The sequence below is a fragment of the Streptomyces sp. NPDC021622 genome, assembly GCF_040640795.1.
Classification (GTDB): domain Bacteria; phylum Actinomycetota; class Actinomycetes; order Streptomycetales; family Streptomycetaceae; genus Streptomyces.
The window spans coordinates 867,672-892,247 of record NZ_JBFACK010000001.1 but is presented as its reverse complement, the minus strand read 5'-3'; the positions used below and the strand labels follow the sequence as shown (position 1 = coordinate 892,247).

24 protein-coding genes are annotated in these 24,576 nt (G+C 71.5%); 12 read left to right on the top strand and 12 right to left on the bottom strand.

The genetic code is table 11. The features are described from left to right. Positions 1-167: 167 nt before the first annotated feature. The 3 genes from AB0G47_RS04040 to AB0G47_RS04030 all read right to left on the bottom strand — a co-directional run bounded on the left by AB0G47_RS04040 (position 168) and on the right by AB0G47_RS04030 (position 3,803). Complete coding sequence (locus tag AB0G47_RS04040) at positions 168-956, bottom strand: 2-phosphosulfolactate phosphatase (RefSeq protein WP_360763744.1); 789 nt, start codon at positions 954-956, stop codon at positions 168-170. A 44-nt stretch (positions 957-1,000) separates the two neighbouring features. Continuing rightward, positions 1,001-2,404, bottom strand: coding sequence for a hypothetical protein (locus AB0G47_RS04035; RefSeq protein ID WP_360763742.1), 1,404 nt, complete (start codon positions 2,402-2,404; stop codon positions 1,001-1,003). 304 nt (positions 2,405-2,708) lie between these two features. Continuing rightward, on the bottom strand, positions 2,709-3,803 hold the full coding sequence (locus AB0G47_RS04030; protein WP_360763741.1) for an amidohydrolase family protein: 1,095 nt from the start codon (positions 3,801-3,803) through the stop codon (positions 2,709-2,711). 88 nt (positions 3,804-3,891) lie between these two features. Between AB0G47_RS04030 and AB0G47_RS04025 the strand changes: the two genes are divergently transcribed. The 5 genes from AB0G47_RS04025 to thpD all read left to right on the top strand — a co-directional run bounded on the left by AB0G47_RS04025 (position 3,892) and on the right by thpD (position 8,814). Further along, complete coding sequence (locus AB0G47_RS04025; protein WP_360763740.1) at positions 3,892-4,995, top strand: aminotransferase class V-fold PLP-dependent enzyme; 1,104 nt, start codon at positions 3,892-3,894, stop codon at positions 4,993-4,995. Positions 4,996-5,401: 406 nt separating this feature from the next. Next, positions 5,402-5,977, top strand: coding sequence for a diaminobutyrate acetyltransferase (gene ectA / locus AB0G47_RS04020; protein ID WP_360763739.1), 576 nt, complete (start codon positions 5,402-5,404; stop codon positions 5,975-5,977). A gap of 82 nt (positions 5,978-6,059) precedes the next feature. Beyond that, entirely contained in the window at positions 6,060-7,331 is a 1,272-nt protein-coding gene (gene ectB, locus AB0G47_RS04015; protein WP_360763737.1) for a diaminobutyrate--2-oxoglutarate transaminase, read from the top strand. Between the two features lie 77 nt (positions 7,332-7,408). Beyond that, positions 7,409-7,819: an ectoine synthase gene (locus AB0G47_RS04010; RefSeq protein WP_360763735.1), complete on the top strand. Its 411-nt coding sequence runs from the start codon at positions 7,409-7,411 to the stop codon at positions 7,817-7,819. A 95-nt stretch (positions 7,820-7,914) separates the two neighbouring features. Then, positions 7,915-8,814, top strand: coding sequence for an ectoine hydroxylase (thpD, locus tag AB0G47_RS04005; RefSeq protein WP_360763733.1), 900 nt, complete (start codon positions 7,915-7,917; stop codon positions 8,812-8,814). Between the two features lie 74 nt (positions 8,815-8,888). Here the strand turns inward: thpD and AB0G47_RS04000 are convergent, their stop codons facing one another. After that, entirely contained in the window at positions 8,889-9,956 is a 1,068-nt protein-coding gene (locus tag AB0G47_RS04000; RefSeq protein WP_360763731.1) for an alkene reductase, read from the bottom strand. Between the two features lie 139 nt (positions 9,957-10,095). On the opposite strand from AB0G47_RS04000, the gene AB0G47_RS03995 reads away from it, so the two are divergent. Then, on the top strand, positions 10,096-10,629 hold the full coding sequence (locus tag AB0G47_RS03995) for a MarR family winged helix-turn-helix transcriptional regulator (RefSeq protein ID WP_360763729.1): 534 nt from the start codon (positions 10,096-10,098) through the stop codon (positions 10,627-10,629). Between the two features lie 182 nt (positions 10,630-10,811). Here AB0G47_RS03995 and AB0G47_RS03990 read toward each other — a convergent pair whose 3' ends face one another. The 6 genes from AB0G47_RS03990 to AB0G47_RS03965 form a co-directional block, all read right to left on the bottom strand. Further along, positions 10,812-11,837 carry a maleylpyruvate isomerase family mycothiol-dependent enzyme gene (locus tag AB0G47_RS03990; RefSeq protein ID WP_360763727.1) on the bottom strand — a complete coding sequence of 342 codons (1,026 nt, stop codon included), beginning with the start codon at positions 11,835-11,837 and terminating at the stop codon, positions 10,812-10,814. Further along, positions 11,837-12,439 carry a sigma-70 family RNA polymerase sigma factor gene (locus tag AB0G47_RS03985; RefSeq protein WP_360763725.1) on the bottom strand — a complete coding sequence of 201 codons (603 nt, stop codon included), beginning with the start codon at positions 12,437-12,439 and terminating at the stop codon, positions 11,837-11,839. Before AB0G47_RS03985 ends, AB0G47_RS03990 begins: the two co-directional genes overlap by 1 nt. 76 nt (positions 12,440-12,515) lie before the next feature. Then, positions 12,516-13,562 (bottom strand): aminotransferase class V-fold PLP-dependent enzyme, encoded by a 1,047-nt coding sequence (locus tag AB0G47_RS03980; RefSeq protein ID WP_360763724.1) that lies wholly within the window; start codon positions 13,560-13,562, stop codon positions 12,516-12,518. An 84-nt stretch (positions 13,563-13,646) separates the two neighbouring features. Next, complete coding sequence (locus AB0G47_RS03975) at positions 13,647-14,366, bottom strand: DsbA family oxidoreductase (RefSeq protein ID WP_360763722.1); 720 nt, start codon at positions 14,364-14,366, stop codon at positions 13,647-13,649. Between the two features lie 78 nt (positions 14,367-14,444). Continuing rightward, entirely contained in the window at positions 14,445-14,948 is a 504-nt protein-coding gene (locus AB0G47_RS03970) for a GNAT family N-acetyltransferase (RefSeq protein WP_360763720.1), read from the bottom strand. Positions 14,949-14,992: 44 nt separating this feature from the next. After that, the gene (locus tag AB0G47_RS03965) at positions 14,993-15,967 is read right to left on the bottom strand and encodes a helix-turn-helix domain-containing protein (RefSeq protein WP_360763970.1); all 975 of its coding nucleotides are present in this window, start codon (positions 15,965-15,967) and stop codon (positions 14,993-14,995) included. Between the two features lie 146 nt (positions 15,968-16,113). On the opposite strand from AB0G47_RS03965, the gene AB0G47_RS03960 reads away from it, so the two are divergent. Next, positions 16,114-17,511, top strand: coding sequence for an MFS transporter (locus AB0G47_RS03960; RefSeq protein WP_360763718.1), 1,398 nt, complete (start codon positions 16,114-16,116; stop codon positions 17,509-17,511). Between the two features lie 192 nt (positions 17,512-17,703). On the opposite strand, the gene AB0G47_RS03955 is transcribed toward AB0G47_RS03960, so the two are convergent. Together AB0G47_RS03955 and AB0G47_RS03950 are read right to left on the bottom strand one after the other, a co-directional pair. After that, complete coding sequence (locus AB0G47_RS03955) at positions 17,704-18,312, bottom strand: DUF1349 domain-containing protein (protein WP_360763717.1); 609 nt, start codon at positions 18,310-18,312, stop codon at positions 17,704-17,706. A gap of 5 nt (positions 18,313-18,317) precedes the next feature. Continuing rightward, on the bottom strand, positions 18,318-19,847 hold the full coding sequence (locus AB0G47_RS03950; RefSeq protein WP_360763715.1) for an aldehyde dehydrogenase (NADP(+)): 1,530 nt from the start codon (positions 19,845-19,847) through the stop codon (positions 18,318-18,320). A gap of 158 nt (positions 19,848-20,005) precedes the next feature. Between AB0G47_RS03950 and AB0G47_RS03945 the strand changes: the two genes are divergently transcribed. From AB0G47_RS03945 to AB0G47_RS03925, 5 genes are all read left to right on the top strand, one after another. Further along, entirely contained in the window at positions 20,006-20,776 is a 771-nt protein-coding gene (locus tag AB0G47_RS03945) for an IclR family transcriptional regulator (RefSeq protein ID WP_160504308.1), read from the top strand. A 39-nt stretch (positions 20,777-20,815) separates the two neighbouring features. Further along, positions 20,816-21,286 (top strand): GNAT family N-acetyltransferase, encoded by a 471-nt coding sequence (locus AB0G47_RS03940; RefSeq protein ID WP_360763969.1) that lies wholly within the window; start codon positions 20,816-20,818, stop codon positions 21,284-21,286. 234 nt (positions 21,287-21,520) lie between these two features. Further along, on the top strand, positions 21,521-22,522 hold the full coding sequence (locus tag AB0G47_RS03935; protein ID WP_360763713.1) for a hypothetical protein: 1,002 nt from the start codon (positions 21,521-21,523) through the stop codon (positions 22,520-22,522). Further along, positions 22,519-23,865, top strand: coding sequence for a histidine kinase (locus tag AB0G47_RS03930; RefSeq protein ID WP_360763711.1), 1,347 nt, complete (start codon positions 22,519-22,521; stop codon positions 23,863-23,865). The genes AB0G47_RS03935 and AB0G47_RS03930 overlap by 4 nt, the downstream gene beginning before the upstream one ends. Next, the gene (locus tag AB0G47_RS03925) at positions 23,862-24,530 is read left to right on the top strand and encodes a response regulator transcription factor (protein WP_360763709.1); all 669 of its coding nucleotides are present in this window, start codon (positions 23,862-23,864) and stop codon (positions 24,528-24,530) included. The genes AB0G47_RS03930 and AB0G47_RS03925 overlap by 4 nt, the downstream gene beginning before the upstream one ends. Positions 24,531-24,576: the final 46 nt, after the last annotated feature.

Genomic DNA, 24,576 nt, shown 5'->3' with positions numbered 1-24,576 from the left:
TCTTTCCCGCCCTCCCCCAAGCTCTTGATGAGCAGGGGGGTCCCCCCTGCTCATCAAGAGCTTGGGGGAGTTTGAGGACGAACTCGCCGGAGGCGGTGATCCACGGCCACCTCGCGGCCGGCGCAGCCGGAAGATTTCGGGAAGGGGCGCCCGCGCGCGGAGCGCCCTCATGGACACAGCGGGGAAGAGAAGGCGCCGTCCACCAGCACCGGCACCACCCTCGACGCATCCCGTTCCACCGCCACCGCCACATCCCCGGCGAAGCCGCCCGCCGCCAGCTCCCGCCCCGACGCACACTCCGCCACCGCCACCGCGACGTCCCCGCACGACGCGTACCCGCCCGCCGCCGCCTTCGCCTCCGGCGACAGCCGCCCTCCGCCCAGAGCGGAGATCACCGCCCCCGCCCCCAGCGCGTCCTCCAGCGCGGGCCGCAGGCTCCCGTCCTCCCACCGCTCACCGGAGGCGACCACCGCGAGCGGCCGGTCAGTGGTACCGAAGCCCTCCCGGGCCAGCCAACCGCCCACCGCCGCCGCGTTCCTGAGGCATCCGGCGACCACCACCCCGCCCGCCTCGGACGCCGCCGCCGCGATCGCGGACCCATTGGGCGAGGGCAGCACCAGGCGGGACGCGAAGGGTGCCCGACGCAGCGCGGCGGGGGAGAGCGACCACGGCGTATCGGGCGTCACCGCGCGCCGGCCCACCGCCAGCACGGCGCCCCGGTCCGCCGCGTACGCCACCGCGCTCTCGTCCCGCCACGCGTACGGGAAGACCTGTGTCCCGGCGTCCACCGCGACCGACACCGCGGTCGTGAACGACAGCACGTCCACTACGACCAGGCACGCCACATCCCCGCCCGCCATCAGTCGCCGCGCCCCTTCGGGTCCCCACTCGAACCGCACCCCGTACCCGGCCTGGGTCCACCAGTCGGGGGTGATCAGGGCGGCATTGCGGGGCATACGACTCCTCCGGCTGCGAGTTGACTTGCGGAGTCCGCGCTCGGCTATCGTCCGGAGTGCCCGCTCGCGAGCCGCCACTCGCGGTTGAGGGTACCCAGCGGGATGCGGTGCTCGATGACCGGCGTACCGAACAGGGAGAGCCGGAAGTGGAGTTGGCCGCTCAAGTCGAAGCCGCCGTACAGCGCCCAGGCGCCGGTCACCGAGGTCTTGCCGTCGCTGGACGCGGTCGCCTTGGCGTCGGCCTCGCCGCGTAGATACGGGGCGAAGTCGGCGGTGACACCCACGGCCCCGTACAGGCCGACGGAGGCCTCCGCGCCGAGAGCGCCCTTGACGCGCCCGGCGGCGGTGACGCTCGCGTTCACCGGGGTGCTGTGCACGGCCGACGTGCTGACCGGGGCCCAGCCCTTGCCCGAGGCGTAACTGCCGCCGACCCGGAAGTCGCCCTTGACGTCCTGCTGGACGTCGAGCGTGACGCGGCCGTCGGCCTCCACCTGGATGTAGCACGTCAGGTCGAGGTTGACGACGACGGGCACCGGGCCGACCTGGATGACGGGGGTGCTGTGCAGTTTGGCGAACGGGATCCGCCTGGGCTCCCCGGTGCTCGCGGCGGCGCGGCCCTTGAGCGCCCACTGCGAGGACCAGTCACCGCTCATGCCGAGGAAGGCGGAGCTCGGAGCGAAGCCGCCGTCCTTGTTGCCCTCGTAGGAGAACTCCACCTCGGGGGCGAGCTGGACGAAGCCGGAGACGGAGGCACCGGCCGAGGCGGGGGCGTCCTTGGCGGTATCCACCGAGGCGTTCACGTCGAGCCGCAGATTGCCGAGGGGGAGCTTTGCGCCCTTGGGCCCGAAACGCACGCCCTTGCTCTTTGCCCAGGAGAAGCTGACGCCCTTGGTCAGAGGCTCGACCGTGACCGACGACGGGTCGACCGGGACCTTGCCATCGGCCTTGTCGTCCTTCAGGACGGAGGCCAGCGTCGTGGAGGCTGTCTTCACCTCGGTGCCGCGGTCGGTCTTCCCCACGACCTCGGTGACCTTGGCGAGCAGGCCGTTGGGAGCGCCGTGCGCCGGCCCGCTGGCGATGATGTCGCCGACGGCGACGGGCCTGTCAGGCGCGGGAGAGTGGCCCGGCGTGGCTGTGTGCCGTTGCGGGGCCGTGGATATGACGGCCTGTCGGCTCGTCTTGTCGTACGAGGCCACCTTCAGCGAGGACTTCTCGGGACGGCCGTTGCCGGTGTGGGCGCGGGCCACGGCGGTCGGCGCGGGCGACGCCTGCGGCGCGGCGGCACCCACGTCGAGCCGCCGGGTGCCGTCGGCCGTCGGCGTGGTGGTGCTGCTGCTGCCGCTTTCGGGCTCGGCTGCGTTCGTGTCCGGCGTCGAGGAGCAGCCGGTGGCGGCGAGTGCGAGGGCGGTCAGGCCGGGGAGCAGGAGGCGTCTGGAGAGCGTGCGCACGTAGGTGTGACCTTTGGATTGGGGGGGGTGGGGGCGTTACCGACAGGTAACGCGAAAGTGGATCATGCCACGTGCGTACGGCGACAGTCACCTTGAGAGTGCCCCAACTCCCCTGCGGTGCACGCTAGTTAAAGATTCACTTACGAGGGTGATGCGGCATCAGATGGCTCCGCCGCCTGTAGCGCTTCAGCGCAGGCCGAATTTCACGTGAGGCCACAGGGAAAGTTCGGCGCGTACTGCATCCCCGACGAGAAGACGGACGCGCCCCTCGGCGTCATCTCCGTCGGCCTGCACCGGGAGGATGTCAACCCACCACCCTCCCGTTCAGCACAATCCTCCGCGGAGCGGCCAGCACGCGTACGTCCTCGCGAGGGTCCGCCTCGTAGACCACGAGGTCCGCGGGGGCGCCCTCCACAAGCCCGGGGCGCCCCAGCCAGGACCTCGCCCCCCACGTCGTCGCCGACAGCGCGTCCACCGCCGGGATGCCGGCCAGCGTCAGCTCCGCCACCTCCGACGCCACCAGCCCGTGCGCGAGGGAGCCTCCGGCGTCCGTGCCCGCGTAGACGGGGACGCCGGCGTCGTACGCCGCCCGCACCGTGTCGTAGCGGCGCTCGTACAGGCGGCGCATGTGCTGCGACCAGCGGGGGAACTTGGACTCGCCGCCGTCCGCGAGCTGCGGGAACGTCGCGATGTTCACCAGCGTGGGGACGATCGCCACGCCCTTCTCAGCGAACAGCGGGATCGTGTCCTCGGTCAGGCCTGTGGCGTGCTCGATGCAGTCGATGCCTGCCTCCACCAGGTCCCGCAGGGAATCCTCGGCGAAGCAGTGGGCCGTCACCCGCGCCCCCAGGCGGTGGGCCTCGGCGATCGCCGCCTCCACCTCGGGGCGGGGCCAGCAGGCGGTGAGATCGCCGGCCTCGCGGTCGATCCAGTCGCCGACCAGTTTGACCCAGCCGTCGCCGCGGCGGGCCTCCTGGGCGACGTACGCGACAAGGTCGGACGGCTCGATCTCGTGGGCGTAGTTGCGGATGTAGCGGCGCGTGCGCGCGATGTGCCGGCCCGCACGGATGATCTTCGGGAGGTCCTCGCGGTCGTCGATCCAGCGGGTGTCGGACGGGGAGCCCGCGTCGCGGATGAGGAGAGCGCCGATCTCGCGGTCCGTCAGCGCCTGCTTCTCCGCCACCTCCGGTTCCACCGGGCCGTGCGCGTCAAGGCCCACGTGGCAGTGCGCGTCGACCAGGCCGGGGAGCGCCCAGCCCTCGATCGTCGTGACGTCCGCCGCCGCGTGCGCCGGGCGGTCGTACGTCACCCGCCCCCCGACGACCCACAGCTCGTCCCGGACCTCGTCCGGGCCGACGAGCACCCGCCCCTTCACGTGCAGCACCGTGTGATCGCTCATGTACAGCAGCTTAGGAGCCTGTCGGTACGCTCGGTCCGGCAGCCCGAACGAACTCGTGAGCGAAGTGAGCAGCGAAGTGAGCAGCACCGTGACGACGCACCCATTCCTTGACCTGGCCCCCTTGAGCGCCCGGCACTTCGCCTCCATCGAGGAGCGCGTCGCCGGTCTTCTCGCCACCTCGCAGGACGTCGTGATCATGCAGGGCGAGGCGCTGCTGCCGCTGGAGGGCTGCATCCGGGGTGCGGCTCAGCCGGGTACGACCGCGCTGAACATCATCACCGGGCCGTACGGCCAGACCTTCGGGAACTGGCTGCGGGACTGCGGGGCGACGGTCGTCGACCTCGCCGTTCCCTTCCACACCGCCGTGACCGCGGAGCAGGTGCGCGCCTCCCTCGCCGAGCATCCCGAGATCGACTTCGTCTCGCTCGTGCACGCGGAGGCCGCGACGGGCAACACCAATCCCGTCGCCGCGATCGGCGAGGTCGTGCGCGAGCACGGTGCCCTGTTCATGCTGGACGCCGTCGCCTCCGTGGCCGCCGAGCCGCTGCTTCCGGACGCGTGGGGCGTGGACCTGTGCGTGATCGGCGCGCAGAAGGCGATGGGCGGCCCCGCGGGCGTGTCGGCGGTCTCCGTGAGCGAGCGCGCCTGGACGCGACTCGCGGCCAATCCTCGGGCGCCGCGCCGCTCGTATCTCTCCCTCCTGGACCGGAAGGAGCGCTGGATCGACGGCGGCAGGAAGGCGCTGCTTCACGCACCCGCCCAGTTGGAGATGCTCGCCCTCGAAGCCTGCGTGGAGCGGATCGAGGCGGAGGGGCTCGACGCCCTGATGACGCGGCATGCCACCGCTGCCGCCGCCACGCGCGCCGGTGCGCTGGCGCTGGGTGGGGGCCTGGAGCCTTACGTGTACGAGGCCCAGGACGCGGCCCCGGTCGCCACCACCCTGCGTGCACCCTCCGGCATCGACGCCTCAGAGCTCGTCACGAAGGCCCTGGCAGCGGACCCGGTGCTTCCGCTGGTCGCGGGCGGCGGCGCGCTGGCCAAGGAGATGATCCGGGTCAATCACTACGGCCCGGACGCAACCCGTGGCATCGTGCACGCATCACTGGCGGCGCTGGGTGCGGCGATGAGCGAGGCCGGCCTCGCGGTCGACCTGGAAGCGGCTCGCCGCGCGGTGACGGAGGCCTGGCGCTAGGCTCACAGCTGGAGCGGCCGGCAGTGGGGCCGGCAGGGTGTCCGGACCGTAAATACTCTACGTAAATTCACGGACGCATTCTCACCCGCGCCTCACCCGCTTCTCATGGCTTCTTTAACCGCTTTATCAGCGCAGCTTCCCGTATTCTTCTGCCCGCTTTCCCGGGACCTAAACACCAAGATTTCGACAGCGCCAACCGACGTAATTCGGGCACGTCTCGACCGAGTTACGCGTCTGTGACGTACTCCACATCGGGTCCGGTATAGACCTTTCGTCCCGCTCAAAATGGGCGATACCGCCGAAGCCTCCTGCGGGCGCGCACCCCCGCGTGATAACACATGAAGCGCTCTCGCGTAACCCCTCCTCGCGATGCAATCTTAGAAATTGCTCGGTAAATTCAATAAGCATGACCGCTGCACAAGCCGATCTACCGACCGACCTGCAAGCGAATTCCCTGGAAATGCCCGAGGGGTTGCGGCTCGACACCCCTGCCGTCGCCGACGGCGCCGCGATCTGGCGGATCGCCCGCGACTCGAAGGTGCTCGACCTCAACTCCTCGTACAGCTATCTGCTGTGGTGTCGTGACTTCGCGGCGACCTCCGTCGTGGCCAGAGACGCCGACGGGCAGCCCGCGGGATTCATCACCGGCTACATCCGGCCCGAGCGGCCGCGCACCCTGGTGGTCTGGCAGGTGGCCGTCGACCACGCGCACCGTGGTCGGGGGCTCGCCGGTGCGCTGCTCGACGGGCTGACCGCGAAGGTCGCCGCCGACCGCGAGCTGGTCTCGGTCGAGACGACCATCACCCCGGACAACACCGCGTCCGAGCGGCTCTTCACCTCGTACGCACAGCGGCACGGCGCCTCGGTCGAGCGCACGGTGCTCTTCGACGCAGGGCTCTTCCCCGACGGCGGCCACGAGCCGGAGGTCCTGTTCCTCATCGAGCCGATACCGCCGACCGCGCCCGCCGCGCCACGCGGCTGACGACGGCGTCACCCGCGTCCCCCCTCGCTTTCAGTCAACTCCCCCCACCTCCCACGCCTTTCCATCTCCCAGGAGATCTGCTGTGACCATCACCCAGCCCGACCTGAGCGTCTTCGAGACCCTGGAGTCGGAGGTGCGCAGCTACTGCCGCGGTTGGCCCACCATCTTCGACCGTGCGCAGGGCAGCCGCATGTTCGACGAGGACGGCCACTCGTACCTCGACTTCTTCGCCGGGGCCGGCTCGCTCAACTACGGGCACAACAACCCCGTCCTCAAACGCGCCCTCATCGACTACCTGGAGCGCGACGGCGTCACCCACGGTCTCGACATGTCGACGACCGCCAAGCGCGCGTTCCTCGAGTCGTTCCAGAACATCATCCTGCGCCCGCGTGACCTGCCCTACAAGGTCATGTTCCCGGGCCCGACGGGCACCAACGCCGTCGAGTCCGCGCTGAAGCTGGCCCGCAAGGTGAAGGGACGTGAGTCGATCGTCTCGTTCACCAACGCCTTCCACGGGATGTCGCTCGGCTCGCTCGCCGTGACCGGCAACGCGTTCAAGCGCGCCGGCGCCGGCATCCCGCTGGTGCACGGAACGCCGATGCCGTTCGACAACTACCTCGACGGCCAGACCCCCGACTTCATCTGGTTCGAGCGGCTCCTGGAGGACCAGGGCTCCGGCCTCAACCAGCCCGCCGCCGTGATCGTCGAGACGGTCCAGGGCGAGGGCGGCATCAACGTCGCCCGCGCCGAGTGGCTGCGCAAGCTCGCCGAGGTCTGCGAGCGCTGGGACATGCTCCTGATCGTCGACGACATCCAGATGGGCTGCGGCCGCACCGGCGCGTTCTTCTCCTTCGAGGAGGCGGGCATCGTGCCGGACATCGTGACGGTGTCCAAGTCCATCAGCGGCTACGGCATGCCGATGGCGCTGACCCTGTTCAAGCCCGAGCTCGACGTCTGGGAGCCGGGCGAGCACAACGGCACCTTCCGCGGCAACAACCCCGCGTTCGTCACGGCCGCCGCCACCCTGGAGACGTACTGGACCGACGGCCCGGCCATGGAGAAGCAGACCCGCGCCAAGGGTGAGCAGATCGAGGAGGCGTTCGCCGCCATCGTCGAGGAGAACCCCGGCGCGATCAAGGAGTACCGCGGCCGCGGCCTGGTCTGGGGCATGGAGTTCCTCGACAAGGAGCGCGCGGGCACCATCGCCAAGCGGGCCTTCGAACTCGGTCTGCTCATCGAGACGTCGGGCCCCGAGGGCGAGGTCGTCAAGCTCCTTCCGGCGCTGACGATCACCGCCGACGAGCTGGACGAGGGCCTTCGCACGCTCGCCCGCGCGGTGCGCGAGACCGCCTGAGCGGTGCGCCGGGCCGCCCCGTCGCGGCCCGGCCGCCCGCGTCTTCACCCCCGTAAGAGAAAAGGAACCAACTCACCGTGATCGTCCGTTCGTTCAAGGACATTGAAGGCACCGACCGGCACGTCAAGGCCAAGTCGGGCACGTGGGAGAGCAAGCGCATCGTCCTCGCCAAGGAGCGGGTCGGCTTCTCCCTCCACGAGACCATCCTGTACGCGGGTACGGAGACGTCGATGTGGTACGCCAACCACATCGAGGCCGTCGTGTGCACGAAGGGCGAGGCCGAGCTGACCGACGACACGACCGGCGAGAAGTACACGATCACGCCGGGGACCATGTACCTGCTGGACGGGCACGAGAAGCACACGATGCGGATCAAGGAAGACTTCCACTGCCTGTGTGTCTTCAACCCGCCCGTCACGGGTCGTGAGGACCACGACGAGAACGGCGTGTACCCGCTGCTCACCGAGCCGGAGCCGGACCCGGTCTGAGCAGCCCCAAGAACTCCCCCGCCGCCCTCCTTCCTCTGGGCGGCGGGGGTGTACATCCCGGAAAGGGCCGTACGAGAGGAGAGGCAGGCAACACCATGACCACCGCACCCGAACGCACCGCCGATCTGTACCCGACCCGAGGCGCCGAAGAGGTCCTCATAGAGCGCAAGGACCCCGTCGTGTGGTCCGAGCCGGGTGCACCTGGGCCCATCGCGGCCGACGATCTGGCGGGGTTCGAACGGGACGGTTTCCTGGCGATCGACCAGCTCATCACCCCCGAAGAGGTGAGCGTCTACCACGCGGAGCTGGAACGGTTGATCGGTGATCCCGCGATGCGGGAGAACGAGCGCTCCATCGTGGAGCCCCGTTCCCAGGAGATCCGGTCCATCTTCGAGGTGCACAAGATCAGCGAGCTGTTCGCGAAGCTCGCCGCCGATCCGCGGGTGGTGGGACGGGCCCGGCAGATCCTGGGTTCCGACGTCTACGTCCACCAGTCCCGGATCAATGTGAAGCCGGGCTTCGGAGCCTCCGGTTTCTACTGGCACTCGGACTTCGAGACCTGGCACGCGGAGGACGGGCTCGCGAACATGCGGACCGTCTCGGTCTCGATCGCGCTCACCAAGAATCACGACACCAACGGCGGCCTCATGATCATGCCGGGGTCGCACAAGACGTTCCTCGGCTGTGCGGGCGCCACGCCGAAGGACAACTACAAGCGGTCCCTGCAGATGCAGGACGCGGGCATTCCGTCGAACGGGACGCTGACCAGCCTCGCATCGGACTACGGCATCCGGCTCTTCACCGGTGAGGCGGGCTCCGCGACCTGGTTCGACTGCAATGCCATGCACGGTTCGGGGGACAACATCACGCCGTTCCCGCGCAGCAACGTCTTCATCGTGTTCAACAGTGTGGAGAACACGGCGGTGGAGCCGTTCGCCGCGCCGATCCGGCGGCCCGAGTACATCGGGGCCCGGGACTTCACGCCGGTGAAGTAACCCGCCATACAAATGAGTTGAAGCGGCCCGGCACCAGCAGGTGGTGCCGGGCCGCTTTCGTTTTTCGCCTTCGCTTACAGCGCCGGGTAGTCCGTGTAGCCCTTCTCCGTGCCGCCGTAGAACGTGGCCGTGTCAGGGGTGTTGTACGGGCCTTCGGCCTTGAGGCGGGCCGGCAGGTCGGGGTTGGCGAGGAACAGCGCGCCGAAGGAGACGAGGTCCGCGGTGCCGTCCTCGACGAGGGCCAGCGCGTCGGGTCCCGTGGGGCCCTCGGTGGAGGGGTTGAGGACGAAGGTGCCGCCGAAGCCGCCGCGCAGGGCGGTCACCAGGTCGCGGATCGGGCCCACCTCCATGACGTGCAGATACGCCAGGTTCAGCGCGTCGAGCTCCTTCACGAGGGCGGTGTACGTCGCCTCGAGCTCGTCCTGCGGCTCGGAGATGTCGTTGAAGGGGTTGCCCGGCGAGAGGCGGATGCCGGTGCGCGCCGCGCCGATCTCCGCGGCGACCGCCTTGGCCGTCTCGACCGCGAAACGGATGCGGTTCTCCGGGGTTCCGCCCCACTCGTCGGTGCGCTGGTTGGAGCCCGGCGCCAGGAACTGGTGGATCAAGTAGCCGTTGGCGCCGTGCAGTTCGACCCCGTCGAAGCCCGCGTCGATCGCGTTGCGGGCCGCGGCCGCGAAGTCGGCGATGGTGGCGCGGACCTCGTCGCCGGTCAGCTCGCGCGGCGTGACGAAGTCCTTGGGGCCGTCGGCCGTGTAGACCTGGCCCTGGGCGGGGATCGCCGAGGGGGCCACGTTCACCAGGCCGTCGGGGAGCAGTACGGGGTGGCCGATGCGGCCGGTGTGCATGATCTGGGCGAAGATCTTGCCGCCCTTGGCGTGTACGGCTTCCGTGACCTTGCGCCAGGAGGCGATCTGCTCGGCGGAGTGCAGGCCCGGGGTGTCGGGGTAGCCCTGGCCGATCACGGACGGCTGGATGCCCTCGGTGATGATCAGGCCCGCCGATGCGCGCTGGGCGTAGTACTCGGCGGTGAGCTCCGTCGCGGTGGCGCCGTCGCCCGCGCGGCTGCGGGTCATCGGGGCCATGGCGATGCGGTTGCCGAGCGGGGTGCCGGACAGGTCGATGGAGTCGAACGCGGTGGTCATCAGGTGCCCCCAGGCATCGGGATACGTTTATGTTGGTCGGCCAAGTAATCCAACCGAGAGCCACCATAACGTATTCCTTGGCCGACCAATTTAATATGTGAGGGAGACTGTTCCGACCATCGAGCGACCTGGAGTTGCGATGACCGCCGAGGTCGAGCCCCCCTGTACCGACGCCGAGCGCCTGCCCACCGCCGCGCGCCGCGGGCCCGTGAGCCACACCGTGAGCCGGGTGGCCCGGCTGCACCGGATCGCCGCGGGCAAGGTGCTGAAGGGGGTCGGGCTCTACCCCGGCCAGGAGTTCGTGATGATGTACCTGTGGGACGCGGGGCCCGTGCGGCAGTCGGAGCTCATCAGGGCCATGGACCTGGATCCCTCGACCATCACCAAGATGCTGCAGCGCCTCGAACAGGCGGGGCACGTCCGGCGGCGGCCGGACCCCGACGACCGGCGTGCGGTCCTGGTCGAGGCCACGGACGCGAGCTGCGGACTGCTGCGGGAGGTGGAGCTCGCCTGGGGCGACCTGGAGGAGCACACCCTCGCGGGCCTCGACGCGAAGGACCGAACAGAACTGGCACGCCTCCTGGGCCGGGTGGAGGCGAACCTCTGCACAGAGACAGCAGACTGCCCGGAGGAGGCCCGCAGGGCTGCGGCGGCGGTGACGGGCGGGGCTTAGCCGCTACCCCCGGCGGGACATCGCGGCTACCGCCCCCGCCCGCCCTCGCTGTGGGCAGGCCCCCACCCGTCCGCCCTCGCTGTGGGCAGGCGTTCCGCAGGGCGGAACGGGTGGGCACAGCGCCAACTGCCGGGTCCCGATGCACCAGGGCGTCAGGCCACAGCCTCAGCCAGGGGGCAGGCTCACAGCCAGGACAGGGCGGAGGCCCGGTTCAAGAGGCGGTCGGCGGCCGCCTCGTCCCCCGCCACCCCGCGAGGAACCTGCGCAGGATCGCTACGGCCCCCGAGGAGCAGGCAGAAGTCCACCGGGTCCAGAACCAGCTCCGCGGCCACCGGCTCGTCCTGACTGCCCAGGACCCACTCCACCGCACGCCCCTCCCCCGACACCGTCAGCGCCACCGGCTCCGCACTCGCCCCGACGGCCCGGTCGAGCATCCGCACGGCAAGCCGCACCAGCTGCCAGAGATGATCGGCGAGCGGCGGCGGAACGGGTTTGTCCAGGGCCCTGCCGATGTCGTCCGTGTGCACCCACGTCTCGAAGGCCCGCACCCGGAAGTGATCCGCCAGCGGAAGGCGGACGCCCATCAGCGTGGTGGCCCTCCCGGCCAGCTCCGGATCGTGCGCCGCCGGGGACGCGAGCAGCGCGGCGGACTGCGCCCGCCAGTCGGCGACCGTCTCGGCCGGCGCCCGCCGCCGCTCGCGCGAGAGGGCGTCGGCCGTGCGCGCGGCCCAGATGGCACGCCAGGGAGTCCCGTCCACGGACACGGGCGGCGAGGCGGACGCGCCCGTCCCCAGGCCGAGACGCACGGCGAGCGCCCCGTCGGCGGCGATCAGATGGGCGACGGTGTCGTGCACGTCCCAGTCGTGCACCACGGGGGTACCCCAGGGTCCGTGCTCGTCCAGCTCCGCCAGGAGCGCCTGGAGTCCGGCCACGGCCGCGGCGTACGGCGCGGCGTGTGCCGCGGTCCGCGGCGCCGCCGTACGGGCGCCGAGCGCGCCGGCGAGGGCGCGCCGGGCGGGTGGTGCGGGCCCGGCCGGGAGCGGCGGCCCGTCCAGGTCGCGCACGGCCGCCCGCAGCCGCGCGGCCTCCGCCGCGCACAGCTCGCAGTCGGCCAGATGCGGGGCGACAAGCCGCTCGTCGCCCGGCATGAGCGCGCCGAAGGACCAGGCGCCGAGGAGTTCACGTATGGCTTCGTGATCCGTGGTCATCACGCGCCTCTTTCGCCTGGAGCTTCGGCAAGTGCCGGGTCGGGTGGGTCGGCCAGGGCTTCGGCCAGATTGCGCAGGGCCGTGCGTAATCGGGTCTTCGCAGTGCCCTCGGGGATGCCGAGCTCCACCGCCGCCTGGCGGTAGGTGCGGCCCGCGAAGTAGGCGAGGTGCACCACCTGCCGCTGCGGGAGCGGAAGCCGGGCCAGCGCGGAGTGCAGCAGCAGGGAGCGTTCTCGTGCCATGACCACGTCTTCCGGGGGCGGGTCCTGCGTCGGGATCGTGTGCAGGGTCGCGTCGTCGGCGTGCGCCGCCTTGCGGTGGCGCTCCTCGCCGCGCACCCAGTCCACCGCACGCCGGTGGGCCAGCATCGACAGCCAGGTGCGCAGACTGCCGCGCCGCGCGTCGAACGCGTAGGGCCGCGACCACAGGTGGGCGAAGACCTCCTGGGCCACGTCCTCCGCCGCGGCGGGGCTGCGCGTGACACGGCCCGCGATCCGGTGGACGAGGCCGCCGTACGCGTCGTACGCCTCGGCCAGCGCCGTCTCGTCGCCGTACACAAGCCGTTGGTGCAGATCGGTGTCCTTGAAGGGCTGTTCCGCCACTGCCACTGTCCACCACCGCCTCGTGCGGCCACCCCGTCCTGCCTTCCTAGCGTGCCGCCGCCCCGCGCGCCAGTGTTCAGCCGGACAGCACGTCCAGGAGCCGGTCCACGTCCGCCTCCGTGTTGTACAGGTGGAACGAGGCTCGCAGCAGCCCCGCCCGCGCGGACGTGATGATCCCGGCGCGGCTCAACTCGGGCTCCCTGTCGGCGAGTCCGGGCACCGACACGATGGGCGACGTGCCCGGCACCGGTTCGTGGCCCAGCGTGACGAGTCCGGCGCGGTATCGGTCCGCGAGCGCCGTGTCGTGGGCGTACACCGCGTCGATGCCGATCTCCTCCAGGTACGCCAGGGACTCGGCCGCCGCGTGGTAGGCGAGGAAGGCGGGCGGCTCGTCGAAACGGCGTGCGTCCGGGGCCAGTTCCGTGAGCGGGCCGTACGTCGAGTTCCAGGTGTCGGCCGATGCGAGCCAGCCGCCGTGCAGCGGGACGAGGGTCTCCTGCACCTCCTCGCGCACCGTCAGGAACGACGTGCCGCGCGGGCACAGCAGCCACTTGAAGGCTCCGGTGACGGTGTAGTCGTACAGACCCGCGTCGAAGGGCAGCCAGCCCGCCGCCTGTGTGGCGTCGTTGAAGGTGCGCACGCCGTGGGCGGCGGCCGCCGCGCGCACCGCCGCGTCGTCGGCGATGCGGCCGTCGGCCGACTGCACGGCCGACCACACGACGAGGTCGGTCGTGGGGCTGATCGCATCGGCGAGGTCCTCCAGAGGTACGAAGCGCACCTTGAGGTCGCCGCGCACCACGAAGGGGTTGATGATCGAGCTGAAGTCGCCCTCGGGGAACAGGACTTCGGCCCCCGGCCGCAGCGAGGCGGCGACAAGACCCGTGTGCACGGCGACCGAGCCGCCGCACGCCACGCGCCCGTGGTCCACCGCGACGAGCCGCGCGAAGGACCGGCGTGCGGCGTCCACGACCTCGAAGCTGCCCGATCCGCCGCGCCTGCCCTCACCGTTCTCGGCCGCGAGGGAGTGGATGGCCGCCACCGCGCGACCGGGCAGCAGCCCGCAGCTCGCGGTGTTCAGATACGTCGACGTGGGCGCGAAGTCGGCACCGTTGATGATCCCCATGGGACCAACTCTCGGGCCTGTCCGCGCCCACGTCCATTGATGATGTGTACGGGGGACCTGTCAGCCCTGCTTACCCGTCAGCTCTCAGACACCGGCGCCGGGCTGCGGAACCGCGCAGCCGTCCGGGCCGCAGGCGTCGCCGTCCGCGAGGGTGGTCAGCGGCGAGCGGCTGCCCCACGCCTGCTCGAGGGCCTGCGCGAAGACGTCGGCGGGCTGGGCCCCCGACACGCCGTACTTGCGGTCGAGGACGAAGAACGGCACGCCGTTCGCGCCCAGTTCCGCGGCCTCGCGCTCGTCGGCGCGCACGTCGTCGGCGTACCGGTCGGAGTCGGCGAGGACCGCGCGGGCGTCCGCCGCGTCCAGACCCGCCGCGACGGCGATCTCCACGAGCCGCTCGTCGTCGTCGAAGACGGACCGCTCGTCGGCGAAGTTGGCCCGGTACAGGAGCCCGATCAGCTCGTCCTGCCTGCCCTGCTCCTTGGCGAAGTGCAGCAGGCGGTGCATGTCGAAGGTGTTGCCGTGGTCGCGGCCCTCGGTGAGGTAGTCAAGGCCCTCGGAAGCGGCGTTCACGCCGAGGTTCCGCTCGGCCTCCTGGGCCTGCTGCTCGCTCATGCCGTACTTCTTGGCGAGCATCGGGATCACCGGGCCGCTGTCGCCCTTGACGCGCGTGGGGTCGAGCTCGAAGGAGCGGTGCACCACCTCGACGTCGTCACGGTGCGGGAAGGCGGCGAGCGCCTTCTCGAAGCGGGCCTTGCCCACGTAGCACCAGGGGCAGGCGATATCGCTCCAGATCTCGACGCGCATGTGTGCAGCTCTTTCCAGGTCGTACGGGTAGTGCGGAGGGTCCCTCCGGTCAGTTGAACAACGTACGACCGTCGTGTCTCATTCCCCGGCTTCCCCGGCTTCCCCGGCCGCGTCCGACACGGCAAGGCGCATCCGCAGATGGGTGCCGGCGCCGTCCGCGCGCTCGGCGGGCCGCCAGCCGTGGCGGGCGTAGAAGGCCTGGGCCCTGCGGTTCTCGCGGTGGACGTCAAGGCCCGCCTCACGGATGCCGTCGGCCCGCCACTGCTCCACGCACGCGGCGTGCAGCGCGGCGCCGACACCCGCGCGCCAGTGGGCGGGCTCGACATGGAACTGGAAGAGCTGCACCGTGTCCGCCGCGTCGCCGTCGGGCGTACGGAAGGACGCGAGGCCCACGACGCTCCCGTCCCGGACCGCGCAGAGCACATGCCCGTCGCGGCGCTCGATGGCGCCCCGCCACACCGCCGTCCCGTCGACGCCCGCGTCCGGCGGCCCTTCGGCGTAGTACGTGGCGCGGGCCCGGGCGTGCAGGGCCGCGAGCACGGGGGCGTCGGCGGGCAGTGCGGTGCGGATGACGGTCGGCATCACTGCCTGCTTCGGGGTGGGCGGTGTGGGAAGTGCGGAGTGGATCACGCTGCGATAGACGTGCGCCACGCTTTCTGAGTTCCGGGGCGCGTGGCGGGGCTCGTGGAGGGGCGCGTCCCGAGGCGGCTGAACTGGGCGCGGTAGGCGCTCGGCGTGAGCCCCGTGCGGCGCACCAGATGACCGCGCAGCGAGTCGGCCGTGCCCAGGCCGCACGCCTGGGCCACCCGGTCCATCGGGAACGACGTGGTCTCCAGGAGCTCCTTCGCCCGCTCGATGCGCTGGTGAAGGAGCCACTGCAACGGGCTGACCCCGCTCTCTGCGTGGAAGCGCCGGGTGAGGGTGCGCACGCTGACGCCCGCGTGCCGGGCCAGGTCGGTGAGGGTGAGCGGCTCGTCGAGGCGCCGCATGGCCCAGCCGCGGGTGTCGGCACAGGCGTTGCCGCGCTCGGGCGGCAGCGGGGTCTGGGTGAACTGGGTCTGGCCGCCCGGCCGTACGGGGGCGACGAGTGCGGCCCTGGCGACCTCGTTGGCCACCGCCGCCCCGTAGTCGGTGCGGATGATGTGCAGGCACAGGTCGATCCCGGCGGCGTACCCGGAGGACGTCATCACCTGGCCGTCCTCCACGTAGAGGACGTCTCCCTTGAGGTCGAGCGCCGGGTAGCGGTTGCGCAGCTCCTCGGCCAGCTGCCAGTACGTGGTGGCGCTGCGCCCGTCGAGCAGGCCGGCCTCGGCGAGCACGAAGGCGCCGCTGCAGATGGAGGCGATGCGGGCGCCCCGCTCTGCGGCCTCGCGGACGGCGGCGACGGTCAGCGGGTCGGGTTCGTAGCGGTGGCCGGTGCCCGCGACGAGGAGCGTGTCGGCGTCGCGTACGGCGTCGAGCCCGTGCTCCACGTGGAGGCTGAGGCCGCCGGTGGTGGCGATGGCGCCGGGCCGCGGGGTGCAGACGACCACTTCATAGCCGGGGCCGCCCGGCAGCTCGACCTTGCCGAGGAGCATCTCCGGGATCGCGAGATTGAACATCGACACAGGTGAGGGGGCGATGACGACGACGCGATGGGCGCGGTGGGCACGGTGGTCACCCTGGGAGCGGGGCATGGCCAGAACCTCCGGATGTATGGCATTCAGGCCACTACTGTAGCCGCGCCGCGGTCCGCAGACTCAGGGGCATGGCAACGAACTCCCTCACCGAAACCCCCGGTCACACGGGCGACTTGACGCGACCGCACCCCCGGTCCGCACCCCCCGGCACGGGCCGGACGTCACCCGTCCTCACCCTGGTCGCCGCCATGCTGGGCTTCGCCCTGATCACGCTCGACGCCTCCGTGGTGAACGTGGCGCTGCCCGCGATCGGCGACGAACTCGGCGGCGGCATGTCCGGGCTCCAGTGGGTCGTGGACGCGTACACCCTCGCCTTCGCCGCGCTGATGCTGTCCACCGGCGCGCTCTCCGACCGGATCGGCGCGACCCGGGCGTACGCGATCGGCATCGCGGTCTTCACGGCGGCTTCCGTGGTGTGCGGCCTCGCACCGTCGCTGCCCGCGCTGATCGGCGCGCGGGCAGCGCAGGGGATGGCGGCCGCGGTGGTCCTTCCGGCCTCGCTCTCCCTGGTCCGTCAGGCGTACGCGGACGCGGCGGGGCGGGCGCGTGCGGTGGCGATGTGGGCGGCGGGCGGTTCCGTCGCGGTGGCGCTCGGTCCGGTCGCGGGCGGCGCGCTGACCACGGCGTGGGACTGGAGCGGCATCTTCTTCATCAACGTCCCCCTGGGCGCGGTGGCCCTGGTGCTCCTGCTGCGTGCGCCGCGCTCGCAGCGGCGTCCCGCACCGCTTGACCTGCCGGGGCAGGCGCTGGCGGTGGTGACCCTGACGGCGCTGACCTTCGCGGTGATCGAGGGCGGTACGACGGGTCTGCTCGCCCTGGTCATCGCGGTGGCGGGAGGTGCACTCTTCCTGCGGACGGAGGCGCGGCAGCCGCATCCGGTGGTGCCGCTCGGGCTCTTCCGCAACCGGACGGTGGCGATCACTGTCGCGGCGGGGGCGGCGTGCAGCGTCGCCTTCTACGGTCTCGTCTTTGTCTTCAGCCTCTTCTTCCAGCAGGTGCAGGGGCGTTCGGCGCTGTGGGCCGGGCTGATGTTCCTGCCGATGACCGGGCTCATCGCGGTGACGAATGTGGTGGCGGGGAAGCTGGCTGCGCGGGTGGGGCCGCGGGTCCCGATGCTGGCGGGACAGTCCCTGGCCGTCCTCGGCCTGCTGGTCCTCCTCTTCGCCGACGCGTCGACGCCGGCGCTCGGCCTGGCGTTCCTCATGGTCCCGCTGGCGCTTGGCTGCGCGCTGACGATTCCGCCGCTGACGTCCGCGATGATGGAGGCGGTGCCTTCCGAGCGGGCGGGGCTGGCTGCGGGGGTCCTCAACTCGGCGCGGCAGGTGGCGGGGGGCCTCGGGATCGCGGCCTTCGGGGGGTTGGTCGCCGGGGACTTCGTCTCCGGGATGAGGGTGAGTCTGCTGATTTCGGCGGGGCTGCTGGCGGCTACGGGGCTGGCGACGTTGGGGATGAGGCGAGAGCGTTGACCTTTCCCCGATCCCACCCCTACCCGAATCCCTTCCGGCTTCGCCGGCCGCGAGGTGGCCGTCGATCACCGCCTTCGGCGAGTTCGTCCTCAAACGCCGGACGGGCTGAAAGAGCTGCAGGGTAATCGGGTGGGTGGGCGGGAAAAATCCGCCGCGAAGCGGCGGTCTTGGTCCCACCCACCCCCGGGGTGACTAAGAACCGTCCCTCAGGCCCACCGGCCAGTTCGGGCGGAATTCGACGGACTCGTACGTCACCACGCAGCCCTCCCCGACAGGCGACTGCGCCATGAAGCCCACCAGCGCCGCCCCCGCCGCCTTCTCATCGCCCAGCGAGAAGATCCGGACGAACGTCCACCGCTTCCCGTCCAGTGAGGCGTGGAACGCGAACGCGGAGCCCGTGCGGCTGACCCGGAGCCACACGCTGCTGCCGTCCACCACGAACGCGTTGGCGTCGTCGGAGCGGCCACGGGTGACGACCGTGCACACCGTCGCCTCGTCCGGCGAGCGCTCCAGGCAGAGCTTGGCCCACTCCCGGTCGCCGACATGCACGTACAGCACACCCGCGTCGAACGCCGCCGCGAACCCCACCGTGACCTTGGCGATCAGCTGGAAGTCGCCCTCGGGGGCGCCGAGCAGGCGGGGCGCGTCCGACGCGGGGTCGAGCGCCTCGCCCGTCGGCGGCACGAAGCGGTCCTGCCGGGCGCCCGCCCAGCCGGTGAGGACCCCGTCCTCGTACGACCAATGGCCGTCAGGGCCGTACGTGCGCAGGGAGAAGGGCAGTTGCGGGATATCGACGTCCATGGGCGTCAGTGTTCCAGGCCGCCGTTGAAGCGACGCGGCAGCCCCAGTGGGTTGTCGTCCCGCAGCTCGGGCGGCAGCAGCGCCTCCGGGGTGTTCTGGTACGCGACGGGGCGCAGCCAGCGCTCGATGGCCGTACCGCCGACGGACGTCGAGGTGGACGTCGTCGCCGGGTACGGTCCGCCGTGGTGCTGCGCGGGCGCCACGGCGACCCCGGTCGGCCAGCCGTCGACCAGCACGCGCCCGGCCAGCGGCGTCAGTTCGGCGAGCAGCGCCGCCCCGCGCCCCTCGCCGGCCGCCTCCCGCGCGGAGAGCTGCACGGTCGCCGTGAGGTTCCCCGGCAGGCGGGACAGGACCGCGGTGATCTCCGCGTCGTCCTCGTAGCGGGCGACGACGGTCACCGGCCCGAAGCACTCCTCCAGGAGCAGATCGTGCTCCCCCTCGGAGGCCAGCCGCGCCGCGGGAACCGTCAGGAACCCCGCGCTGACCGTGTGCTCGCTGCCCGCGCCCGGCGTCACCGGAGCGTCCACGTCCGGAAGGCCGCCGCGCTCCCGCACGCCCGCCACGAAGTTGTCCCGCATCCGGTGGTCGAGGAGCACCCCGGCCTCGGTGTCGCTGACCGCATCCGTCAGGGACTTGATGAACCGGTCGCCGCCCGCGCCCGACGGGGCGAAGACCAGGCCCGGCTTGACGCAGAACTGGCCGACGCCCAGCGTCATCGAGCCCGCGAGCCCCGCCCCGATCTCCTCGGCGCGCTCGGCGGCCGCCGCCTCGGTCACCACGACCGGGTTGAGGGAGCCGAGTTCGCCGTGGAAGGGGATCGGCACGGGACGTGCCGCCGCCGCATCGAAGAGGGCGCGGCCGCCACGGATCGAGCCGGTGAACCCGGCGCCCGATACGAGCGGATGCCGGACCAGTTCCACGCCCGCATCGAAGCCGTGCACGAGGCCGATGACGCCGTCCGGGATGCCGTGCCGGTTCGCGGCCGCCCGAAGAAGCGCCGCGACCAGCTCGGACGTGGCCGGGTGGTCCGGATGCGCCTTGACGACCACGGGGCAGCCCGCGGCGAGCGCGCTCGCGGTGTCGCCGCCGGGCACCGAGAAGGCGAACGGGAAGTTGGACGCGGAGTAGACGGCCACCACGCCCAGCGGGATCTTGTAGCGGCGCAGGTCCGGGATGGGCGGGGTCGCGCCGCTGTCGGGGTGGTCGATGACGACGCCCAGGAAGGCACCCTCGTCGACGACGTCCGCGAAGGCCCGCAACTGGAAGCAGGTGCGGGCGAGTTCGCCGGTCAGCCGGACGGGACCGAGGGCGGTCTCCGCGTCCGCGGCCTCCACGAGCTGGTCCTTGGCCCCGTCGAGCAGCTCGGCCGCGGTGCGCAGGAACGCCGCGCGTACGGTGCGGTCGGCGAGCGCGTCCTTGGCGGCAATGGCGGCACGTACCGCCTGGTCCACCTCCTGGGCTGTGGCTTCCACCGCAACCTGCTCGCGCTGCTTCCCGGTTCGGGGGTCGACACTCCAGACTGGTGCTGCTGCCACCGCGGGCTCCTCAAGATGTGTTGCCACAGATGCACTCAGATGTACTGCCACTTGTACTGCCACTCACCTGCACTGTTCGATATGCTGAACAGCGTCTCCCATGATGAATAGCGGAGACTTCGGAGACTATTTCTCGTCGAACTAAGGGGTCAAGGGCGATGTCGGCTGGCGAGACTGGCGGGGCGCAGGTCAAGTCCGCGGTGCGGACGGTGGAGTTGCTCGAATACTTCGCGGGCCGCCCCGGAATGCACTCCCTGGCCGCCGTCCAGGAAGCCGTCGGGTACCCGAAGTCCAGCCTCTACATGCTCCTTCGTACGTTGGTGGAGCTCGGCTGGGTGGAGACGGACGCCACGGGCACGCGGTACGGCATCGGGGTGCGGGCCCTGCTCGTCGGCACCTCGTACATCGACGGCGACGAAGTGGTGGCGGCGGCGCGTCCCACCCTGGACCGCCTCTCGGACGACACCACGGAGACGATCCACCTGGCGCGCCTCGACGGCACGAACGTGGTCTACCTGGCCACGCGCCAGTCGCAGCACTACCTCCGCCCCTTCACCCGGGTCGGCCGCCGGCTCCCCGCCCACTCCACGTCCCTGGGCAAGGCGTTGCTCGCCACGCACACCGACGAGCAGGTCCGCAAGATGCTCCCGGAGACGCTGCCCGCGCTGACCGAGCACACGATCACCGACCGCGAGAAGCTGATCGAGGAGCTGCGGACGGTGCGCGAGCAGGGCTTCGCGGTGGACCGCGAGGAGAACACGCTGGGCCTTCGCTGCTTCGGCGTCGCGATTCCGTACCGCACGCCCGCGCGGGACGCGATCAGCTGCTCCGTGCCGGTGGCGCGGCTTACGCCCGCGCACGAACAGATGGTGAAGGACGCGTTGTTCGACGCTCGGGACCGGCTGACACTGGCGACTCGTAGGCTCTGAACCATGGTGAACACGACGAGCACGGCGAACACGGCGAACATGGATGTCAGTCTGCGCCCGGTGCATGACAGCGATCTGCCGGTCTTCTACCGGCAGATGAACGATCCCGAGGCGAACCGCGTCGCCGCGTTCACCTCGCCGAAGACGGCGGACCGGGACCTCTTCGAGGCCCACTGGAACAGGCTGCGGACGTCGCCCGACGTCGTCGTGCGGACGGTTCTCGCGGACGGGGACGTCGTGGGGAGCGTGGCGGTGTACGGGGAGCCGGGCGAGCGGGAGGTCACGTACTGGATCGACCGCGCGTACTGGGGGCGTGGCCTGGCGACTGCCGCGTTGCTGGGGCTCCTGGCGGAGGTCCCGGAGCGCCCGCTCCACGCCCGGGCGGCGGCGGACAACGCCGGGTCCCTGCGGGTCCTCGAGAAGTGCGGCTTCCGAGTGACGGCCGCCGAGCGGGGCTTCGCGCATGCGCGGGGCGAGGAGATCGACGAGGCGGTGCTGGTGCTGGGGTGAGGGCATTTCCTTTTGCGCCGGCCGCGAGGTGACCGCAGATCACCGGCTCCGCCGAGTTCGTCCTCAAACGCCGGACGGGCTAAAAGGGTGGGCGGGCAACTGCCGGGTAATCGGGTGGGCGGGAGGGAAAGATCCGCCGCGAAGCGGCGGTCTAGAACCCCCTCCCCCGCACGGCGGACCCGGATCATCGCCGCGCAGGACGCCCCCAGCAGCCCCCACCGGGAGCGTAGAGGCATGACGCTCACGCTCGTCCCCGCCACAGCCCGCACGGCAGTGCCCCGCACCCTGCGAGCCATCGCCATCCTCGCCTGCCTCCCCTACCTCAGCCTCAAGATCGCCTGGATCGCCGGCAGCCACATCGGCATCCCCGAAGGCAGCAGCCTCCTCCAGCACCGCACGGCCATGATCTTCGCCAACAGCCTCACGGTGCTGATGGACGCCTGCGTCATCGTCCTCGCCCTGCTCCTGACCCGCCCCTGGGGCCTGCGGACCCCGGCCTGGCTGCTCGCCCTCCCGATGTGGGCGGCCACCGGACTGCTGACGCCGATCATGGCCGGCTTCCCGCTCCAGCTCCTGGTCAAGGCCCTCGGCGGCAGCAGCAACCAGGGATCGAGCAGCGGCAGTGACGCCTTCCTCGACGACTGGGTCTTCGGCGTCGTCTACACCGGTTTCATCCTGCAAGGCCTCGCCCTCGGCGCCCTCTTCGTCCGCTACGCCCGCGACCGCTGGGGCCACCTGTGGCGCGGCCGCATCGGGGATCTCCCCCGGACCCGGGCCCGGACCCGGACCGCAGCCAAGAATGACCGCCGCACAGGAATAACTGCCGCTCTCCTCGCCCTCGCCCCAGCGACCCTGCACCTCCTCTGGGCCACCGGTTCCACCCTCGGACTCAACGAGGCGCGCATCGAGCAACGTACGACCGACTACTACGTCCTCGAAGCCCTGGACATCGGCTACCTCGCCGCCGCCGTGGCCGGCGGACTCCTCATCGCCTTCCGGCGAGCGCCCGCACTGCCCGTGAAGGTGCCGCTCGCACTCGGCTGGCTCGGCTCCGGCGCCGTCGCCTGCTGGGGCGGCTGGCTGCTGTTCGCCCTGCTCGTCGGCGTCGACGACATCGCCGAGCGGCCGACGGCGCCGATGCTCCTGACCTACGCTGTGCAGATGATCGTCGGGATACTTGTGGTCACCCTCGGGGTGCGCTTCTTCAAGGACCCCGCCTCCAAGGACCCCGCGTGAAAACCTTTGCTGCAGCCCTCTTCGGGCGTCGGGCGCGCCGCCGCTGGATCCATCTGATCCTCGGCGGCGCGCTCGCCATGCCGTACGTCTTCGTGGGCTCCGTCATCGTCGGCCCGCTGCTCGGCGAGGACACCGTCTTAGGCTCGCTCACGGCCCAACTCGCCGCGTTCGCCGTGGGGTTGCCGCTCGCCGCGATCACCGCGCTCTTCCCGCTCACCCGGCCCATGTCGGCGGCCGGCGTACGCGCGCTGTGCGACGTACCGGGCGAGAGCCTCGCCGACGGGCCCGCGCGGTCCCGCACGGCGCGCGGCCGCACCGTCGCGTGGTTCACGCTGCACCTCGGGTTCGGCGGGATCATCAGCGGGATGTCCCTCGCGCTGCCGCCGTTCGCGGGGGTGCTGATCGCGCTGCCGTTCGCCGCGGCGCTGCGGGGCAGCCGGGTCGGGATGCCCGAAGTGTTCGGCGAGGGCTGGCTGCTTGCCCTCTCGCCGGTCATCGGATTCGCCTCCCTCGTCGCACTCGCGGGGTGCGCGGCGGGCGCCGGGACCCTGCTCGCGCGCTGGGCGCCGGAACTCCTGGGGCCCACGCCCGCCGACCGGCTCGCGGCAGCCGAGCAGCGCGCGGCGGATCTCGCCGTGCGCAACCGGCTCGCGCGGGAGCTGCACGACTCGGTGGGGCACGCCCTGAGCGCCGTCACGCTCCAGGCGAGCGCGGCCCGCCGGGTCCTCGACAAGGACCCGGAGTTCGTCCGCGAGGCGCTGACCGCGATCGAGGAGACGACCCGGCGCACGGTGGGTGAACTCGACGCGGTCCTGGGGGTGTTGCGGGACGGCGACCAGACGGCACCGACCGCCCCGGCCCCCACCCTCGCCGCCGATCTGGACGGGCTGCTCAAGCGGACCCGCGTCGGCGGCCTGCGCGTGCGGTCGGTCGTGGACCTCGGCCCGCAGGGCACGGACGCCCTGCCCCCGATGGTCTCCCGCGAGGCGTACCGCATCGTCCAGGAGGGCCTGAGCAACGCGCTGCGGCACGCGGGCCCCGACGCCGCGGTGACCCTGCGGATCGCCCTGGAAGGCACCGACCTGGAGATCCTCGCGCAGAACCCGCTGCCCGCCGCGGGCGCCACCTCCCGCCCCGGCGGTGGCCACGGCCTGCGCGGCATCACCGACCGGGCCCGGCTCCTGGGCGGCACGGCCGAAGCAGGACCGGTCGACGGCACCTGGCGTCTGCGCGTACGACTCCCCTTGAAGGGCCCGCACTCCCCCGACCCGAAGAAACCGATGAAGCCGCAGAAGCAGCAGCAGAAGCACCAGGAACCGCAGAAACCGAAGGAATCCGCATGACCGAGACCGCCGCAGGCCCCATCCGTATCGTCCTCGCCGACGACGAACGCATGGTGCGCACGGCCCTGCGCGTGATCCTCTCCGCAGAGGACGGCCTGGAGGTCGTCGGCGAGGCGGCGAGCGGCGCCGAGGCGGTGTCTGTCGTGCGCGAGCTGAAGCCCGACGTGGTGCTCATGGACGTACGCATGCCGGAGATCGACGGCATCCGCGCCACCGAGCAGATCCTGCAGACGCTCGCCGATCCGCCGCGCATCGTGGTCGTGACGACCTTCGAGAACGACGCCTATGTGTACGAGGCGCTGCGCGCCGGGGCCTCCGGGTTCCTGCTCAAGCGGGCCGACGCGGACTCGCTCGTCCAGGCGGTGCGGCTTGTCGCGCGCAGCGACTCGCTGCTCTTCCCCGCGGCCGTGCGCGCCCTGGCCGCCGAGCACGCGAGCGCCAAGCCCGCGGCCCCGGCCTGGGTGGCCAGGCTCACCGGGCGGGAGAGCGAGGTGCTGCGGCTGATGGCCGCGGGGCTCACCAACGCGGAGATCGCCGGACGGATGGGGGTGGGCCCGGCGACGGTGAAGACCCATGTGGCCTCGGTCCTCGCCAAGACGGGGGCGCGGGACCGCACACAGGCGGTGATCGCGGCGTACGAGGCGGGCTTCATGAAGGACGCCTGACGCCCTGCCCCGACTATGAGGAATCTCTAAGAAACCCGGCAGAACG

Coding starts and splice junctions, on each gene's coding strand:
- AB0G47_RS04040 (WP_360763744.1), bottom strand. CDS start 956: ATGCCCCGCAATGCCGCCCTGATCACCCCCGACTGGTGGACCCAGGCC.
- AB0G47_RS04030 (WP_360763741.1), bottom strand. CDS start 3,803: ATGAGCGATCACACGGTGCTGCACGTGAAGGGGCGGGTGCTCGTCGGC.
- ectA (WP_360763739.1), top strand. CDS start 5,402: ATGACCGCTGCACAAGCCGATCTACCGACCGACCTGCAAGCGAATTCC.
- thpD (WP_360763733.1), top strand. CDS start 7,915: ATGACCACCGCACCCGAACGCACCGCCGATCTGTACCCGACCCGAGGC.
- AB0G47_RS04000 (WP_360763731.1), bottom strand. CDS start 9,956: ATGACCACCGCGTTCGACTCCATCGACCTGTCCGGCACCCCGCTCGGC.
- AB0G47_RS03995 (WP_360763729.1), top strand. CDS start 10,096: ATGACCGCCGAGGTCGAGCCCCCCTGTACCGACGCCGAGCGCCTGCCC.
- AB0G47_RS03990 (WP_360763727.1), bottom strand. CDS start 11,837: ATGACCACGGATCACGAAGCCATACGTGAACTCCTCGGCGCCTGGTCC.
- AB0G47_RS03980 (WP_360763724.1), bottom strand. CDS start 13,562: ATGGGGATCATCAACGGTGCCGACTTCGCGCCCACGTCGACGTATCTG.
- AB0G47_RS03975 (WP_360763722.1), bottom strand. CDS start 14,366: ATGCGCGTCGAGATCTGGAGCGATATCGCCTGCCCCTGGTGCTACGTG.
- AB0G47_RS03970 (WP_360763720.1), bottom strand. CDS start 14,948: ATGCCGACCGTCATCCGCACCGCACTGCCCGCCGACGCCCCCGTGCTC.
- AB0G47_RS03965 (WP_360763970.1), bottom strand. CDS start 15,967: ATGTTCAATCTCGCGATCCCGGAGATGCTCCTCGGCAAGGTCGAGCTG.
- AB0G47_RS03960 (WP_360763718.1), top strand. CDS start 16,114: ATGGCAACGAACTCCCTCACCGAAACCCCCGGTCACACGGGCGACTTG.
- AB0G47_RS03955 (WP_360763717.1), bottom strand. CDS start 18,312: ATGGACGTCGATATCCCGCAACTGCCCTTCTCCCTGCGCACGTACGGC.
- AB0G47_RS03945 (WP_160504308.1), top strand. CDS start 20,006: ATGTCGGCTGGCGAGACTGGCGGGGCGCAGGTCAAGTCCGCGGTGCGG.
- AB0G47_RS03940 (WP_360763969.1), top strand. CDS start 20,816: ATGGATGTCAGTCTGCGCCCGGTGCATGACAGCGATCTGCCGGTCTTC.
- AB0G47_RS03935 (WP_360763713.1), top strand. CDS start 21,521: ATGACGCTCACGCTCGTCCCCGCCACAGCCCGCACGGCAGTGCCCCGC.
- AB0G47_RS03925 (WP_360763709.1), top strand. CDS start 23,862: ATGACCGAGACCGCCGCAGGCCCCATCCGTATCGTCCTCGCCGACGAC.